Annotated in this window: 14 protein-coding genes and 1 tRNA gene; 11 read left to right on the top strand and 4 right to left on the bottom strand. The window is 43.8% G+C overall.

Annotated features, from left to right (window positions below; genetic code table 11):
- Positions 1 to 21: 21 nt before the first annotated feature.
- Entirely contained in the window at positions 22 to 1,029 is a 1,008-nt protein-coding gene (selD, locus tag NSA57_RS02010; RefSeq protein ID WP_257463921.1) for a selenide, water dikinase SelD, read from the top strand.
- 11 nt (positions 1,030 to 1,040) lie between these two features.
- Positions 1,041 to 2,465, top strand: a complete 1,425-nt coding sequence (gene selA, locus NSA57_RS02005; RefSeq protein WP_257463838.1) for an L-seryl-tRNA(Sec) selenium transferase — start codon at positions 1,041 to 1,043, stop codon at positions 2,463 to 2,465.
- Positions 2,466 to 2,548: 83 nt separating this feature from the next.
- Here selA and NSA57_RS02000 read toward each other — a convergent pair.
- A tRNA-Sec gene (locus NSA57_RS02000) sits at positions 2,549 to 2,646 on the bottom strand.
- Between the two features lie 303 nt (positions 2,647 to 2,949).
- Between NSA57_RS02000 and fdhD the strand changes: the two genes are divergently transcribed.
- The gene (gene fdhD, locus NSA57_RS01995) at positions 2,950 to 3,765 is read left to right on the top strand and encodes a formate dehydrogenase accessory sulfurtransferase FdhD (RefSeq protein ID WP_257463837.1); all 816 of its coding nucleotides are present in this window, start codon (positions 2,950 to 2,952) and stop codon (positions 3,763 to 3,765) included.
- 6 nt (positions 3,766 to 3,771) lie between these two features.
- Here the strand turns inward: fdhD and NSA57_RS01990 are convergent, their stop codons facing one another.
- Complete coding sequence (locus NSA57_RS01990) at positions 3,772 to 4,563, bottom strand: nitroreductase family protein (protein ID WP_257463836.1); 792 nt, start codon at positions 4,561 to 4,563, stop codon at positions 3,772 to 3,774.
- Between the two features lie 481 nt (positions 4,564 to 5,044).
- On the opposite strand from NSA57_RS01990, the gene NSA57_RS01985 reads away from it, so the two are divergent.
- The 4 genes from NSA57_RS01985 to NSA57_RS01970 all read left to right on the top strand — a co-directional run bounded on the left by NSA57_RS01985 (position 5,045) and on the right by NSA57_RS01970 (position 9,280).
- Positions 5,045 to 5,803 carry a formate/nitrite transporter family protein gene (locus NSA57_RS01985; protein WP_257463835.1) on the top strand — a complete coding sequence of 253 codons (759 nt, stop codon included), beginning with the start codon at positions 5,045 to 5,047 and terminating at the stop codon, positions 5,801 to 5,803.
- Positions 5,803 to 7,848, top strand: a complete 2,046-nt coding sequence (locus NSA57_RS01980; protein ID WP_022066938.1) for a DNA topoisomerase — start codon at positions 5,803 to 5,805, stop codon at positions 7,846 to 7,848. Before NSA57_RS01985 ends, NSA57_RS01980 begins: the two co-directional genes overlap by 1 nt.
- Positions 7,848 to 8,513 carry an acyltransferase gene (locus tag NSA57_RS01975; protein ID WP_334304830.1) on the top strand — a complete coding sequence of 222 codons (666 nt, stop codon included), beginning with the start codon at positions 7,848 to 7,850 and terminating at the stop codon, positions 8,511 to 8,513. Before NSA57_RS01980 ends, NSA57_RS01975 begins: the two co-directional genes overlap by 1 nt.
- Positions 8,514 to 8,593: 80 nt before the next feature.
- Positions 8,594 to 9,280, top strand: a complete 687-nt coding sequence (locus tag NSA57_RS01970) for a hypothetical protein (protein ID WP_257463833.1) — start codon at positions 8,594 to 8,596, stop codon at positions 9,278 to 9,280.
- Positions 9,281 to 9,289: 9 nt separating this feature from the next.
- Here the strand turns inward: NSA57_RS01970 and NSA57_RS01965 are convergent, their stop codons facing one another.
- On the bottom strand, positions 9,290 to 10,039 hold the full coding sequence (locus NSA57_RS01965; RefSeq protein ID WP_022066941.1) for a TraX family protein: 750 nt from the start codon (positions 10,037 to 10,039) through the stop codon (positions 9,290 to 9,292).
- A gap of 247 nt (positions 10,040 to 10,286) precedes the next feature.
- Here NSA57_RS01965 and NSA57_RS01960 point away from each other — a divergent pair, with 247 nt between their 5' ends.
- The 4 genes from NSA57_RS01960 (at position 10,287) to NSA57_RS01945 (ending at position 14,339) form a co-directional block, all read left to right on the top strand.
- The gene (locus tag NSA57_RS01960) at positions 10,287 to 10,979 is read left to right on the top strand and encodes an iron-sulfur cluster assembly scaffold protein (protein WP_022066942.1); all 693 of its coding nucleotides are present in this window, start codon (positions 10,287 to 10,289) and stop codon (positions 10,977 to 10,979) included.
- A gap of 35 nt (positions 10,980 to 11,014) precedes the next feature.
- Positions 11,015 to 12,025 carry a GGGtGRT protein gene (locus NSA57_RS01955; RefSeq protein ID WP_022066943.1) on the top strand — a complete coding sequence of 337 codons (1,011 nt, stop codon included), beginning with the start codon at positions 11,015 to 11,017 and terminating at the stop codon, positions 12,023 to 12,025.
- Between the two features lie 653 nt (positions 12,026 to 12,678).
- Positions 12,679 to 13,257, top strand: coding sequence for a GNAT family N-acetyltransferase (locus NSA57_RS01950; protein ID WP_022066945.1), 579 nt, complete (start codon positions 12,679 to 12,681; stop codon positions 13,255 to 13,257).
- Positions 13,257 to 14,339, top strand: a complete 1,083-nt coding sequence (locus NSA57_RS01945) for an acyltransferase family protein (protein ID WP_257463832.1) — start codon at positions 13,257 to 13,259, stop codon at positions 14,337 to 14,339. The genes NSA57_RS01950 and NSA57_RS01945 overlap by 1 nt, the downstream gene beginning before the upstream one ends.
- Here NSA57_RS01945 and NSA57_RS01940 read toward each other — a convergent pair.
- Positions 14,336 to 15,616: a glycosyltransferase family protein gene (locus NSA57_RS01940; RefSeq protein ID WP_257463831.1), complete on the bottom strand. Its 1,281-nt coding sequence runs from the start codon at positions 15,614 to 15,616 to the stop codon at positions 14,336 to 14,338. The genes NSA57_RS01945 and NSA57_RS01940 overlap by 4 nt on opposite strands.
- Between the last annotated feature and the right edge of the window lie 91 nt (positions 15,617 to 15,707).

The following is a 15,707-nucleotide window of genomic DNA, read 5'->3' as shown; positions in this document are numbered from 1 at the left end:
ACAGAAATTCGTTTGACGCAGATGTCAACTACCTCCGGCTGAGCGGCGAAAAAAGGTCCGAAGACCCTTGCCCAAGTTTTGGGTAAGCTGCCAAAATTTAATGATCCCATGCTTTTAGTGGGAACAGAAACCGCGGATGATGCCGCAGTTTATCAGATCAGTGAGGAACTGGCAATGATCCAGACCGTTGATTTTTTTACCCCGGTGGTAGACGATCCCTATCTGTTTGGGCAGATCGCAGCAGCAAATGCTTTAAGCGACGTATACGCCATGGGCGGAGAACCTAAGGTGGCGCTGAATCTGGCGGCCTTTCCGGACTGTCTGGATATTGAGATACTGGGAAAAATCCTTCAGGGCGGCGCGGATAAGGTAATGGAAGCAGGAGCTGTGCTTGCAGGAGGTCATACCATTTCCGACAATGAACCAAAGTACGGGCTTTGCGTCAGCGGTTTTGTTGATCCGAAAGCCATGTGGAAAAATTATGGAGCGCAGCCGGGAGATGTGCTGATCCTTACCAAGCCTCTGGGTACCGGAATTATTTCCACTGCCATTAAGGGAGAGCTTGCCTCAGAGGAAGAGATAAGCTCTGCAGTAAAAACAATGACTGCCTTAAATAAATATGCCAGGGATATTGCGGTGGGATTTGAAATCCACAGCTGTACAGATATCACCGGCTTCGGGCTGGCAGGCCACGCTATGGAAATGGCAAAGGGCAGTGAAATGACGCTGGTTCTCCATACAGAGAAGCTTCCGGTTTTGCCCGGAGTAAAGGAATATGCCCGGATGGGACTGATTCCTGCGGGAGCATACAGAAACCGGGAATATCTGGAAGAGGATGTTTTCAGTGAAATTGCAGGAACCTGGCAGGAAGATCTTGTGTATGATCCCCAGACGTCAGGAGGGCTTCTTCTTGCAGTAAAAAAAGAAGATGCCGCTGAGCTTCTGGAACGTCTGGCTGATCTTGGTTCTCCGGGCACAGCCGTGGGAGAAGTAACCGGAAAACAGGAAAAATATCTGATATTAAAATAAGCGGACAGTATATGAATAAAAATGAGATTTTAAGACAGCTTCCGAAGATGGATCGGATCCTTCAGGAGCCGGAGGCGGAAGAGCTGTGCAGACTATATGGAAAAAACAGGATCCTTGGTATACTCCGGCAAGAGCTGGACAGTCTGAGAAAGGAGCTTCTGGAAGGGAAAGCAACAGAAGCTGCTGTTGAAAATGCTCAGCCAACAGAGCTTTTTATTTCCCGGCTGCTCCAACAGGCTAGGGAGAGGACAAAGGCGCTGGAAGAACCCTCTTATAGACGGGTTTTTAACGCAACAGGAATTCTTCTTCATACGAATCTTGGACGGGCGCCTCTTGGAAAACGTCAGATGGAGGCCGCCTTTCAGTCCATGTGCGGATTTTCTAATCTGGAATACAGGCTTTCGGAAGGAAAAAGAGGAAAGCGGCAGGCTCACTATGCAGATATGATCTGCCAGATCACCGGTGCGGAGGCTGCGGTGGCAGTGAACAATAACGCAGCGGCAGTGACTTTAATTCTTGCGACTATGGCGCACAAAAAAGAAGTGATTGTTTCCAGAGGAGAGCTGATTGAGATCGGAGGACATTTCCGTATCCCGGAGGTTATGGAGCAGAGCGGCGCCTTCCTTCGGGAAACCGGCTGCACAAACCGGACCAGGATTTCAGATTATGAACAGGCTGTAACAGAAGAAACTGCGGCATTTCTGAAGGTCCATACAAGCAATTATAAAATTGTGGGATTTACGGAGGAAACCTCTGTGGAGGAGCTTTCTGCTCTGGGAAAAAAACACGGGATTCCTGTGATCGTTGATCTGGGAAGCGGGGTTCTGGTTGATCTGGAAAAATACGGGCTTGCCCATGAGCCTACAGTAGGCGAAATCCTCCGAAAAGGAGCGGATGTGGTCTGCTTTTCCGGGGATAAGCTTCTGGGCGGCCCTCAGGCCGGGATTATTGTGGGAAAAAAGGAATACATACAAAAAATGGAGCAGCATCCTCTGATGCGGGCGCTGCGCCTTGACAAATGCACAACTGCGGTTCTGGAAGCTACTTTCCGGGAGTATTTTTGTGAGAAACAGGCATGGGAGAACATTCCGGTTCTTAAAATGATTGCAAGAACCAAAGATGAGCTTCTTGCCCAGGCAGAAGAAATTTCCTGGGAACTGAATTCCTGCTCCTGTTCCGGAAAAATTGCAGTAACAGAGAGCAGCGCTGTGATTGGTGGAGGCTCTCTTCCGGGAGAAACAATGCCGGATTATGCAGTGGAAATTTTTCCGGAAAAAGAAACTGCACAGCAGCTGGCAGACCGTCTTCGTCTGCTTCCTGTTCCGATTGTTTCTCATATAAAAAACGACAGGGTTTTGCTGGAAATGCGGACGATTTCAGAGGAAGAGAAACGGGAATTTACAGCAGAACTGAAAGAAGTGCTTGATGAAAAATAAATTTTTTTTGCAGAAGCTGACGGATGAGCTTTTAAGGAGAAAAAAACGGCTGTGGAAATTAATTCCGCAGCCTCATTATATTCTGGCGGATGCCTGTGAGAATCGAACTCACCCAGGGCGCTCTTAACGTCCAGCACAGGTTTTGAAGACCAGGGGGCACACCAGTTACCCAACGACACCCAAAAATCTTTTTTATTATAGCAGTGTGAGAGATATTTTTCAAGACATTACGGCTTACTTTGTTTACAGCAGACTGGTTAAAATGCCTTCCAGATCATCTTCGGTGATGGCCTTCTGTCCTGTATGTCTCGGGATAGCCGCCTGTGAACAGTAAAATCCAAAGTGCGCAGGAAAGCATTTTTGATGAGGGTGATTTGCCTTGCATATCTCAGTATAATAGGATATATAAATGCTAAAACAACTTGTGGGACAGTGATCTGTGGATGATAACTTCATAATTAAGGACTTCGGGAGAGAAAAGCTTATGAAAAAAACATTGATAAATATAAAAAAAATAAAAAACAGACAGGAAATTTTCTGTGAAGATACGGTAGCGCTGGAAACGGAATACAGCCTTTTTGTAAACGGTCAGAAGCTGGTCAGATTAAGCTGTACGCCGGAAGATCTTAAGGAACTGGCCCTGGGGCGGCTGTATACAGAAGGTCTGGTAAGAAATATCAGGCAGATCAGAAGCATTCAGATTCAGGAAGAAGAACGGACAATTTATGTTGAGATTTCTGAAAACGAGAAGCAGAGGACAGAGAAAGAATCGGGGAAGAATACAAAAAATGAAGTGGAGAGTTCTATAGAATCCAGGGAAAAAGAGCCGGGTAAAACAGAGCCGATACAGTATCGAAATGCAGAAACTACGATGCCGGAGAGGAAACAACGGTCAGAGGGGAATAGAATTGTCGGTTTTTCTGAGATCTTCTCCGCGGCAGAGGTTTTTTTCTCTCAGCCGGGAGAACTGTTCCGGGAAACCGGCTGCGCTCATTCCTGTGCGTTCTGGAAAGAAAGGGAGATAGTCTGCAGCTTTGAGGACATTGGCCGTCATAATGCTCTTGACAAGGTGGCGGGAAAGCTTCTGATTCAGGAAATCGATCCCGGAGACGGTGTGATTTTTACAAGCGGAAGAATATCTGCAGACTATCTCAAAAAAATCATCCAGATGGGAGTTGCAACTGTAGTTTCCCGGGCTGCTGTCACAGAGGCGGCAGTTCTTCTGGCAGAAAAGTATGGGATTCTGTTACTGGGATTTGTAAGGAACTACACCGGAAATCTTTATGCAGGGCAGTTATAACCTCTTTTATTTCCAGATCACATTGGCCTCTTTTCTGGGGGCTGTCCGTTCATAGGAAACATTGGGATAGCCAAGGAGCATACAGGCTTTGATAGTTTTTCCTTTTATGCCAAGCCAGTCCTTAAGCTTTTCGTTTGCATTGGTAATGCGGGCAAGATAGCCGTTATACAGTGTGCCAAGCCCCAGAGCTACAGCCATAAGCTCCATATTCTGGGCGGCAAGTCCGGCGTCAAGGGGCCAGTCGGAGGTAATGTACGCCACTACAGGAGCATTGCGGAACAGATAATCGTCTTTGCAGTTGGCTTTTCTGCGCTGATTGAAAGAAAGATAGGGAAGCATATCTGCTGAGGCGTTATCGCTGTGGGAGGCGGCGTAGTCGTCGATAAAATCCCAGACCTGCTGTTTGAGCGCAGCAAGTTCTTTTTGTACAAAAATAAAATGACAGTCCTGGTTGTTTTTGGCAGTGGCAGTGTAGCGGCCTGCCTGAAGGACTTTCTGAAGTGTCTCCTTTTCTACGGGAAGGGGCTTATAATCCCGGATGCTTCTGCGGAATTTGATGGTGCGCAGCAGGGTGTCCGGTTCCAGAGAGAAAGAATTTTCATTATATATTTCCACATCATTCATATCGTAGCCGGGAATTGAAATCGCTTCTTTGGGGCAGAGGGCAGCACAGTGACCGCAGTTCATGCAGTCGCCAGATGCCGAGGCCTTGTGGTCAGTGATGGAAATGCAGAAAACAGGGCAGTCCTTAACGCATTTTCCGCATCCGATGCATAGTTCTTTGTTGATCTGGATCATGGTATCCTCCTTGTTCTGATGAGATTTGTTGAAATGGCTATAAGTGTTGCATTGTAAATTTATATCCGTATTATACGCTGTCTGGATAATGGATTCAACAGGATTGTAGCAGGCGTGAACAGCAGATAACCGGAAAGGGGGGCTGGCGGGGTGTACGGTAAAACACTCAGAAAGCTGTTTTTTGGGGGGCGCAGGGCAGATGAAGGGAATCATACACAAACAGGCTCAGCAAATTATGTTGAGAGAACCACAAAATAATGATATAATATGAACACTTAATGAATCCAAGCCGAAGGCGCAGGATGAATTTAGTGAGAATTTATACCTGGACACTTAGCGAGGACAAGCAAAGCGCAGGCAGAGGTTAGTGACCATGGTATTACCGAAACACTTAATGAATCCAAGCCGAAGGCTTCAATTCATAGGCGCAGGCGGGGGGCCTGGCTTATGTAAAAGCAGGAAAGGACAAGGGTGGCAAAAGATGAACTATGAAGATGTACAAAAGGTATCAAACGCGGCAGCGGCAAAATCACAGCTTGTAAACACCGGCTTCGGCAAATATTTTACAAGAGCTGTGATGGCAGGATTTTTTATTGTTCTTGCCATGATTTTTTCAAATGTAGTGGGCAATGTATTTTCCGGGGCAGAGCTTCCTGCCTGGGGCAAATTTTTCAGTGCGGTGGTGTTTTCCATTGCAGTTCTTCTGATTTCTATGGTAGGCGGCGAGCTGTTTACCGGAAACAATTTTGTTATGGCTTTCGGCGCCATTGACAAAAAAGTAACCTGGAAAGAAACCGGTAAGGTATGGCTGGTAAGCTATATCGGCAATTTTGTGGGCTGTCTGATCCTGACTCTGATCTTTGTATGGGCAGGCGCAGCAGGAACCAAAGATTATTTTGCCGGCTTTATCAACAATAAACTTTCAATTCCGCTGGGAGAAATGTTCTTCCGGGCTGTTCTCTGTAACTTCTTCGTATGTCTTGGCGTTCTTTGCGGCATCAAGCTGAAAAGTGAGGCGGCAAAAATCCTGATGATCATCATGTGTATTTCAGGATTTGTGATCAGTGGATTTGAACACAGCATTGCGAATATGAGTACTTTTGTGGCTGCATATTGTCTGGTTCCGGGACTTTCCGTAACCGCCATGCTGAAAAGTATGCTGGTAGTCACAGTTGGAAATATGGTAGGCGGCGCGGTTCTTCTTGCCTGGCCGCTGAGAAAGATGAGTGCAGATCAATAATGGGAAAAGCTTTATACATAGCAGAAAAGCCAAGCGTGGCGCAGGAGTTTGCAAAAGCTCTTAAAATCAACGGACAAAGAAGGGACGGCTATCTGGAATCAGAGGATTCTGTAGTGACCTGGTGCGTAGGGCATCTGGTCACTATGAGCTACCCGGAAAAATATGATATCAAGTACAAAAGGTGGAGTCTCGATACCCTGCCTTTTTTACCGCGCGATTTTAAATATGAAATCATTCCGGCAGTGCAGAAACAGTTTAATATTGTCAGGGGCCTTCTGAACCGCCCGGATGTGGATACTATTTATGTGTGCACAGACTCCGGGCGCGAGGGTGAGTATATCTATCGTCTTGTGGCTCAGATGGCGGGGGTCCATGATAAGACTCAGAAGCGTGTGTGGATCGATTCTCAGACAGAAGAAGAGATTTTAAGAGGAATCCGGGAGGCAAAGGATATCTCAGAGTATGATAATCTTTCTGCATCTGCTTATCTCCGGGCAAAGGAGGACTACCTTATGGGAATTAATTTTTCCCGTGTTCTGACCCTGAGATATGGAAACAGTGTGTCCAACTATCTGAAAACAAAATATCAGGCTATTTCCGTGGGTCGTGTAATGACCTGTGTTCTTGGAATGGTTGTACGAAGAGAGCGGGAAATCCGTTCCTTTGTAAAAACACCGTTTTACCGGGTTCTTGGCAGTATTTCCCTTGAGGGCGAAAACTTTGACGGCGAGTGGCGGGCTGTGGAGGGCAGCAGGTATTTTCGGTCTCCGTATCTTTATAAGGAAAACGGTTTTAAAGAAAAACAGTACGCAGAGAAGCTGATCGGAGAACTCAGTCAGAATTCTCCGCTTGTCTGTCAGGTAGAAAAAATCGAGAGGAAAAAAGAGAACAAGAATCCGCCGCTTCTTTTTAACCTGGCGGAGCTTCAGAACGTCTGCTCCAGGCTTTTTAAGATCAGTCCGGATGAAACCCTGAGGATCGTTCAGGAGCTTTATGAGAAAAAGCTGGTGACCTATCCCAGAACAGATGCCCGGGTGCTTTCCACTGCGGTTGCAAAAGAAATTTACAAAAACATTTCCGGCCTTCGCAGATATCCTCAGATCGACGGGGCGGCAGATGAGGTTCTGGAAATGGGAACCTACAAAAATATTGCAAAAACAAGATATGTCAATGACAAGCAGATTACAGATCATTATGCCATTATTCCCACAGGTCAGGGACTGAGTGCATTGAATGGGATTTCCCTGACGGCTCAGAGGGTGTATGAGACGATTGTGCGGCGGTTTTTATGCATTTTTTATCCTCCTGCAGTTTATCAGAAGGTAAATCTGGTAACGGTTATGGAAAAAGAACACTTTTTTTCCTCGTTCCGTGTCCTTCAGAGCGAGGGATATCTGAAGATCGCAGCCAATTCCTTTGCGGCAAAAAAAGCCTCGGAAAAGTCCCAGGATTCCGAGGAAGAGGAAAACACATCCTGCAACGAGGTACTTCTGGCAGCATTGCAGAAGCTGAAAAAGAATGATATACTTTCCGTAGATTCTCTGAGCATCAAGGAAGGAGAAACCTCTCCGCCCAAGCGCTACAATTCCGGTTCTATGATTCTTGCCATGGAAAATGCCGGTCAGCTGATCGAGGATGAAGAACTGAGAGCACAGATCCGGGGAAGCGGGATCGGAACCAGCGCCACCAGAGCGGAAATCCTGAAAAAACTGTTTTCTATTAAATATCTTTCCCTGAATAAAAAGACCCAGGTGATCACGCCTACACTTCTGGGAGAAATGATCTTCGATGTGGTGAACTGTTCCATACGGCAGCTTCTGAATCCTGAGCTTACAGCAAGCTGGGAAAAGGGGCTTACCTATGTGGCAGAGGGAAGCATTACCCCTCAGGAGTATATGGATAAGCTGGAGCATTTTGTGCGGGTACGGACTGTTCAGGTGGAACAGAGCAATTACCAGTATGCGCTGAGGCAGTTTTTTGATGCGGCGGCAGAGAATTATAAAAAGAAGCCTTCAGCTTCGAAACGAGGAGGAAAAGAATTATGATGAAAGATTTTACCATTGAGAAGCTTCTTGATCTGAAGGAAACAATGGCTGCAGAGCTTTTTGAGGGAAAAACGTATCCCTGGGAAGTACTTCCTGAGATTAAAGATTTTATCCTGAAGCTTGGCAAAACACTGGATCCGGATGAGTACGAGTACCGGGAGGGCGATATCTGGATTGCAAAATCTGCAAAGATCGCTCCTACTGCCTGCATTAACGGGCCTGCGATCATCGGTAAGGATACAGAGGTTCGTCACTGCGCGTTTATCCGGGGAAATGCCATTGTAGGAGAGGACTGCGTGGTAGGAAACTCTACAGAGCTTAAAAATGTGGTCCTTTTTAACTGCGTGCAGGTTCCTCATTATAATTATGCGGGAGATGCAGTTCTTGGATACAAATCCCATATGGGAGCAGGTTCTATCTGTTCCAATGTAAAATCCGACAAACAGCTGGTTGTTGTAAAGGATGGAGAGGAAAAAATCGAGACCGGATTAAAAAAATTCGGCGCCATGCTGGGAGATCATGTGGAGGTAGGCTGCGGATCTGTCCTGAATCCGGGAACTGTGATCGGCAGAAACAGTAATATTTATCCTCTTTCTCCGGTAAGAGGGTGTGTGCCTGCAGACAGTATTTATAAAAGCAGGACGGAAATTGTCAGTAAAAATTAAGGGAATATAGGAAATACAGAGAATAAAGCTGCGGTGATATACTTTGACCTGTAAAACATTATGTGAAAGGGGACAGAGTTATGAAAAAAGCAGCTTTATTTTTTTTGTTAGCAGTAATGTCAGGAAGTGTTCTTACAGGATGCGGTTCAGGTTCAGAAACAGTGGAAAAAACAGAAGTTACGGCAACGCCGAACCCCACAAAAGCTCCCCAAAAATCAGGAACTTCTGAGAAAACACCGGCAAATGAAAACAAATCACAGGGAACTTCCGGAGAAAAAGATAATTCTTCAGCAGGCAGCTCTGGTACTTCGGAAAACACACAGGAAGATACTTCCAGGACAATTGAAGAAAAAGTAGAGAGCGGAGAAATCACCCAGGGATGGAATTCAATTGTTCTTTATGATATTGACCTGAATGGAATTCAGGTAAAAAGAGCTGATGACGGAATCTGGTATGATGAAAACGGAGTTTCTTATGGGGATCTGGATAATGCAGATGAATCCCAGCCTATTGTCAACGAAAACGGAGAGATCTGGTACTGGAACGGAGATCTTGCAGAACAGGCAGCAGAAGAAAATTCCGATAACTCTTCAGAAGATTCTTCCGGTACAGAAGATATCAGTGATCCCTTTGATCTGTACAGCTGGGATGCGGGAACCGGTCAGTATATCCCGTTCCAACAGGCAGAGACGGATGCCTCTCCTGTCGGAAGAGGAAACGGCTGGTACTATTATGATGAAGAAAGCAGCGAGTTTCTTCCCTGGTAGGTTTTTGCATCAAAACAGGAGCCTGCGCAGGATCACAAGAACCGTAATGTGCAGCGGATAAAATACATAAAAGAAATATTTGGAAAGCTTTCCGCGGATAAAGCCTCTTTGTCCGTTATACATATTAATGGGCAGAAAGGCAAAGCAGGCTTTCCATTCATATGCAAGCCAACAGCTCCCTATGATCGCCTGGGGAGCTTTGTCATCTCTTAAAAGGTACATGATCAGAAGAAAGATAAAGCCCCTCCATCCATAATCTGCCTGAAGGAAAAAGGAAACGGCCAGAAGCCCGCTCAGGGTCAGGAATAGCCTGGTGCGGTTTTCCCGGAAATGTTCCAGTGCGCAGAAGGCAAGATAGCCCAGAAATAAAGTAAAAAATACATTTTGTTTTTTATAATGCCAGGTATCTGCAAACATGTAATTCCACGGAAGCTCAGAGATCAGGGCAAAGAGAAGCAGATTTCTGCCGTAATTTTTTCTGTTTCGGGTATGGGAAAAGCCTTCCAGCAGAAGAAAACAGAAAATAGGAAATGCAATCCGTCCGATATCCCGGCAGATACGGTAAGGCGTATAAGCGTTTTGCCCGATACAAAAAAGCGGAGTCAGGGCTGGAGGATACTGTGAAAGAAGAATACAGGCGCTGTGGTCGATCAGCATAACAAAAATGGCGATGAGCTTCAGTGCGCTTCCGCTTAAAATCTGAAATTTCTGCGGAAGAAAGGACGGCGGAAGAGCACTGCCGTGGTGATTTTGAGACATAGGAACCTCCTGTGTGATTTTTATTCAGTTTATCATATTCTGAAGGGGAATTCCAGAACAGGATTGAGAAAGAGCAGATACCTGTCTGTATAAAAAAGAATAAAATTATAAGAAGTGACAGGAAAACATGATATTTTTTTACAAAATTTGACTGGACTATTAGACAGTTTTATGAGAAAATATTGTAAGGTTGTTAAGGGTACCTTGACAACATTAAAGTAAATCTACACTTGAAAGGAGTTTTACAATGATTTATTCACGCGAAGTAGAAGAAATGTGTCCAGTGGCACAGGGCGTTCATCATGGGGCTGCTCCGATCCCGGAAGAAGCAAAATGGGTACAGGCAAAAGAAGTAAAGGATATTTCCGGCCTGACACACGGTGTTGGCTGGTGTGCTCCGCAGCAGGGTGCATGTAAGCTGACTCTGAACGTTAAAGAAGGTATCATCCAGGAAGCTCTTGTAGAGACTATCGGATGCTCCGGTATGACACATTCTGCAGCTATGGCTTCCGAGATCCTTCCGGGCCGTACTGTAATGGAAGCGCTGAACACAGACCTTGTTTGTGATGCAATTAATACAGCTATGAGAGAACTGTTCCTTCAGATCGTATACGGACGTTCCCAGTCTGCTTTCTCTGAGGACGGACTTCCGATCGGAGCAGGACTTGAGGACCTTGGAAAAGGACTTCGTTCCCAGGTTGGTACTATGTACGGAACTCTGAAAAAAGGACCTCGTTATCTGGAAATGGCAGAGGGTTATGTAACAGGTATCGCTCTTGATGAGGACAACGAAATCATCGGATATCAGTTCGTAAGCCTTGGAAAAATGACTGATTTCATCAAAAAAGGTGATGACCCGAATACTGCATGGGAAAAAGCAAAAGGTCAGTATGGCCGTGTTGACGATGCTGTTAAGATCATCGACCCGAGAAAAGAATAATTATTTTTAGATGAAAAAATCAGGAGGAAAAGTAAATGGCTTTATTTGAATCATACGAGAGACGAATTGACAAGATCAATTCTGTTTTAAACAGCTATGGAATCGCTTCTATCGAAGAGGCAGAAAAAATCACAAAAGATGCAGGTCTGAACGTTTACGACCAGATCAAAGGCATCCAGCCAATCTGCTTTGAGAACGCTTGCTGGGCATACATCGTAGGCGCAGCTATCGCTATCAAAAAAGGCTGCAAAAGAGCAGCTGATGCAGCAGCAGCTATCGGAGAAGGTCTTCAGGCTTTCTGTATCCCGGGCTCCGTTGCTGATACACGTAAAGTAGGTCTTGGCCATGGTAACCTTGGCAAAATGCTTCTTGAAGAGGAGACAGAGTGCTTTGCATTCCTTGCAGGCCATGAGTCTTTCGCAGCAGCTGAGGGTGCTATCGGTATCGCAGAAAAAGCAAACAAGGTTCGTCAGAAACCGCTTCGCGTTATCCTGAACGGTCTTGGAAAAGATGCTGCTCAGATCATTGCAAGAATCAACGGATTTACATATGTTGAGACAGAGTATGATCCATACACAAACGAAGTTAAGGAAGTATTCCGTAAATCCTATTCTGAGGGACTTCGTGCAAAAGTAAACTGCTACGGCGCTAACAGCGTTCCGGAAGGTGTTGCTATCATGTGGAAAGAGGGCGTAGACGTTTCCATTACAGGTAACTCCACCAACCCGACACGTTTCCAGCATCCGGTTGCAGGTACCTACAAAAAAGAGTGCCTGGAAAAAGGCAAAAAATACTTCTCCGTTGCTTCCGGCGGTGGTACAGGACGTACTCTTCATCCGGACAACATGGCAGCAGGTCCTGCTTCCTACGGTATGACAGATACACTTGGACGTATGCATTCTGACGCTCAGTTTGCAGGTTCCTCTTCCGTACCGGCTCACGTAGAGATGATGGGTCTGATCGGCGCAGGAAACAACCCGATGGTTGGTATGACTGTTGCTGTTGCCGTTTCCATCGAGGAAGCTGCTAAAGAGGGCAAATTCTAAGAAATGCTTTAAAATCAAGGTTTTTGGAGATGGTTGAACATCAATAAAAAACGTTGAAAACTGAGTATTAATACAATGCTTATACATTATTAATACAATGTTATCAGTATATTAAAAGCGGCATCCACAGAGGTGCCGCTTTTTCATAATAATCTATTTTTCGGCCATAACAGACATAAATTCTAAAACAGCCATAATAAGAGAATAGATTAAAAATATTACTAAAAATATAAGGAAAAGACACAAAGGGTAGACAGGAAAAATCAGATCTATGATTTTTCTGTAATTTATATACATGAGTATTAAGAATATTACCGTTGCTACAAATAAAAAACTTGTTATTAGCTTGGCGTGAGGTATCCAAAACAGTTCTTTCTTTTTTCTAGTTCTGATATTATTTTTGTACATAAAAATCCCTCCCATTTATGAATTGTACCGGCTTTTGTAATTTGTCAAATTTAATCTTTGGTGAGAGGTAATAAGGTGTATGTATACTTTAATCTGTGAATTTATGATATCATATCAAATATGCAAAATCAATTGTTTTGACAGAAGCAGGAAACAGTAGAAGGAAACATTTCCACTGTGCAGAGGATTGACTTTCTTCGGAAGAACACCTTATAATATCTGAAAAAAGCAAGAGAGGAAAAATCATGAGTGAGATAAAAATCAGCGTAGCAGGTCCACAGGATGCCGAAGAATTACTGGAAATCTATGCTCCTTATGTGAGGGATACAGCAGTATCCTTTGAATATACTGTTCCTTCTCCGGAGGAATTCAGACAGCGGATCATTCATACGCTGGAAAAATACCCGTATTTAAAAGCAGAAAAGGATGGGGAGGTGATCGGGTATGCCTATGCGGGCCCGCTTCATCCAAGAGCTGCTTATGCCTGGTCTGTGGAAACTTCTATTTATGTAAAAAGGGATAAAAAACATCTGGGTATTGGAAAGCTGCTTTATGATACGCTGGAAAAGATCTTGAAAGAGCAGAATATCCTCAGTGTCAATGCCTGTATTGCCTGGCCGGAAAAAGAGGACGAATATCTTACCGGAGACAGCGTAAGATTTCATGAGCATATGGGTTATCGTAAAGTGGCGGAGTTTCATAAATGCGCCTGTAAATTCGGACGCTGGTACAATATGGTCTGGATGGAAAAGCATATTGGAGTCCATTCAGATAATCCGGCAGAAATAAAAATATTTGACGAAGTCCGGGGGATGCTGAAATAGTGGGAACACAGAAGGTAAAAGGAAAATTAAATAATATAGAGTTTATCAGATTCTTTTTTGCAGCAGCAATTATATATTTTCATCTTCTTCATTCTTTTATGATGCCTTATACGGGAGAATCGGTGATTTATCAGAATCTTGCAGAACAGTCAAAGTACGCAAAATATATTGTGGAATGTTTTTTTATTATATCAGGATATTTTCTGTACCGCTCTTTACTGTCCCGGCCTGAACAGAAAACAACTGATTTTTTATGGAAAAAAATTGTCCGTCTGTGGCCGGTACTGGCAGTTTCTACGGTTTTTTCAGTTGTATTTCTTGAAGTTCCGGCAAGCGAGGGGATTTTAAATCTCTTCTTTTTGCAGTCTACAGGGCTTACAACAGGGTGGACCGGTCTGAACTGGTATGTTTCCGCCTTCTTTTTTGCAGAGGTTTTTTATTTTCTTTTACATAAAGCAATGAAAAACTCAGCGGGAATGAAGCTTTTGATATGCGTAATCGCGTATTTTGGCTATACGTTGAATATTATGACTACAGACGGCGGCTTTGGCAGAAAAGTTGTTTACGGAGTATTCAGCCTTGCTATGGCAAGGGCGGTTGCCGGCATAGGAACAGGCTATCTTCTGGGAGCTTTTTATGATTCCGTAAAAGAAAAATGGGAAAAACCAGAAGGAGATCTTTTGCACGAAAAAAAGAGGACCATAATGATCTCTTTCATAGAGCTGGGAAGCTTTTTGTTTCTTCTGACAGATTTTTTTGCAGGAAAAAATGCAGGGAAAAATCAGTTTTCTGTAGTGGTCTTCTTCTGTATATTTTTCCTCTGTATGCTCACAGAAAAGGGGCTTTTATCCAGAATCATCAGCAGGACAGGTTTCTGCAGATTGGGAAAATATTCCTATTCCATATATGTAATGCAGGAAGCTGCTTTTTATATTCTCAGCCATACACTGTGGAAAAATGCAGGATTTTTAAAGCGATGTCCGGCAGCTGCACTGGGACTGTCTGTTGTCCTGACCATTCTTTTTGGCGCTGGTATTTATTATCTGGTGGAAAGACCGATGCAAACAGCGGGAAAAAATTAATTTTTCCTGCTGTTTGTAAATTTAGATGCAATTTCTACCAATTGGTAGGCTCTTGCTTCGAAAGAAAATTTTTCATGTATCAGAGCTTGTTGTTCAAGGACTGTTTGAGATATCTGGGAATAGTTATTTTCTATGTTATGAATGCAGTTTTTGAAATCTTGTCTGGTATGATAATACAGGATAGCGGTTGGGAATATTTTTTTTAATTCATCGCATTCATCGGAAATAACTGGAAGTCCACAGGCCAGCGCATCAAAAATCCGATTATTAATAAATTGCTTTTGCAGCATATCGTCCCAATGATCATTTAATGTTACTTTGGCTGAACGGTAGATATTGGGAAGTTCATAATTTTCTACAGAAGGCGATTCAAAAAGATCCATATGATCTTTGAGTATAGTATTCCAGCCACTTCCCCACATACGAAGCGGAATATTTTCATCAATGGCCCACATAACACAATTACGGGCTACACCTCTGGAATTCCCGATAAAAATATAGTCCCATTTTTTTTCCTGATGTTTATCTGCTGGAAAAAACAGCTCTGTATCAGTACATTGTAAAAGGGGAAAAACAGGTACTTTTACCTGATTTCTGATTATCTCAGCATAGTAATCAGAAGCAATACATACGACATCATAAAGATTGTATTCATCAATTGTAATCTTATCTGGATGACTGATGTTCCACATGATATAGAGCGCTGTTTTGTTACGGCGGTCAGGGCGGTAGAAATAGGTTCCTCTTAAAACAAGAACAACATCAGCGCCTTCTTCACATCCCCAGTCTTCTCGTGTATCAATAATAACAAAACAATTCAGACGCTCCAGGTACTTTTTCAGAGCTAATGCATAGGGATAATCACCCCACAGTACTTTATCTTTACCTTCTGGAGCAGGACATTTGATTACCCAGATTGGACGCCCGCCAGCAGAACGTTTATTTTCAGCCGACATTGTCTTCCATCTATCCCGGCGCTTAAGTTCCCAGTCAAGATGATCATTTATGGTTGATGCAATACGATTATGTTCGGTTGTGATATGGTGCAGGAGATTTTGAATATTATTTTGTTGTTGCTTTGTTATATGTGTTTCCAGAGAGGAGAGTTGCTGTATGATTTCGTCAAAAGATGCACTCTGATAGTTGGTTAATTGGTTGAATAGAGCAGATTGCTTTTCAATTTGATTTGTATAAGTACTTTCAAGGTCTTTAATTTTTGCGTCAACATAGGTTCTGCTGACCGGGACAAAGCGCCGGAGATATTTTTTTATTTTCATAAATTCCCTCATAAAATAAATGTTTGTAGTCTTTTGTATATCATAGCATGATGCTGCAAAAGATTCATGATAATTACGTGAATGTGAATGA

Source organism: Blautia caecimuris (genome assembly GCF_024622975.1).
Taxonomy (GTDB): Bacteria; Bacillota; Clostridia; order Lachnospirales; family Lachnospiraceae; genus Blautia_A; species Blautia_A caecimuris.
Note: the sequence above shows the minus strand (reverse complement) of the source record. Positions and strands in the feature narration are given on the sequence as shown.

What these genes read in the sequence shown, in the direction of transcription:
- NSA57_RS01940 (WP_257463831.1), bottom strand. Translation starts at nt 15,616, where the DNA reads ATGAAAATAAAAAAATATCTCCGGCGCTTTGTCCCGGTCAGCAGAACC.
- NSA57_RS01985 (WP_257463835.1), top strand. Translation starts at nt 5,045, where the DNA reads ATGAACTATGAAGATGTACAAAAGGTATCAAACGCGGCAGCGGCAAAA.
- NSA57_RS01990 (WP_257463836.1), bottom strand. Translation starts at nt 4,563, where the DNA reads ATGATCCAGATCAACAAAGAACTATGCATCGGATGCGGAAAATGCGTT.
- NSA57_RS01965 (WP_022066941.1), bottom strand. Translation starts at nt 10,039, where the DNA reads ATGTCTCAAAATCACCACGGCAGTGCTCTTCCGCCGTCCTTTCTTCCG.
- NSA57_RS01980 (WP_022066938.1), top strand. Translation starts at nt 5,803, where the DNA reads ATGGGAAAAGCTTTATACATAGCAGAAAAGCCAAGCGTGGCGCAGGAG.
- NSA57_RS01955 (WP_022066943.1), top strand. Translation starts at nt 11,015, where the DNA reads ATGGCTTTATTTGAATCATACGAGAGACGAATTGACAAGATCAATTCT.
- NSA57_RS01975 (WP_334304830.1), top strand. Translation starts at nt 7,848, where the DNA reads ATGAAAGATTTTACCATTGAGAAGCTTCTTGATCTGAAGGAAACAATG.
- NSA57_RS01960 (WP_022066942.1), top strand. Translation starts at nt 10,287, where the DNA reads ATGATTTATTCACGCGAAGTAGAAGAAATGTGTCCAGTGGCACAGGGC.
- NSA57_RS01950 (WP_022066945.1), top strand. Translation starts at nt 12,679, where the DNA reads ATGAGTGAGATAAAAATCAGCGTAGCAGGTCCACAGGATGCCGAAGAA.
- NSA57_RS01970 (WP_257463833.1), top strand. Translation starts at nt 8,594, where the DNA reads ATGAAAAAAGCAGCTTTATTTTTTTTGTTAGCAGTAATGTCAGGAAGT.
- selA (WP_257463838.1), top strand. Translation starts at nt 1,041, where the DNA reads ATGAATAAAAATGAGATTTTAAGACAGCTTCCGAAGATGGATCGGATC.
- fdhD (WP_257463837.1), top strand. Translation starts at nt 2,950, where the DNA reads ATGAAAAAAACATTGATAAATATAAAAAAAATAAAAAACAGACAGGAA.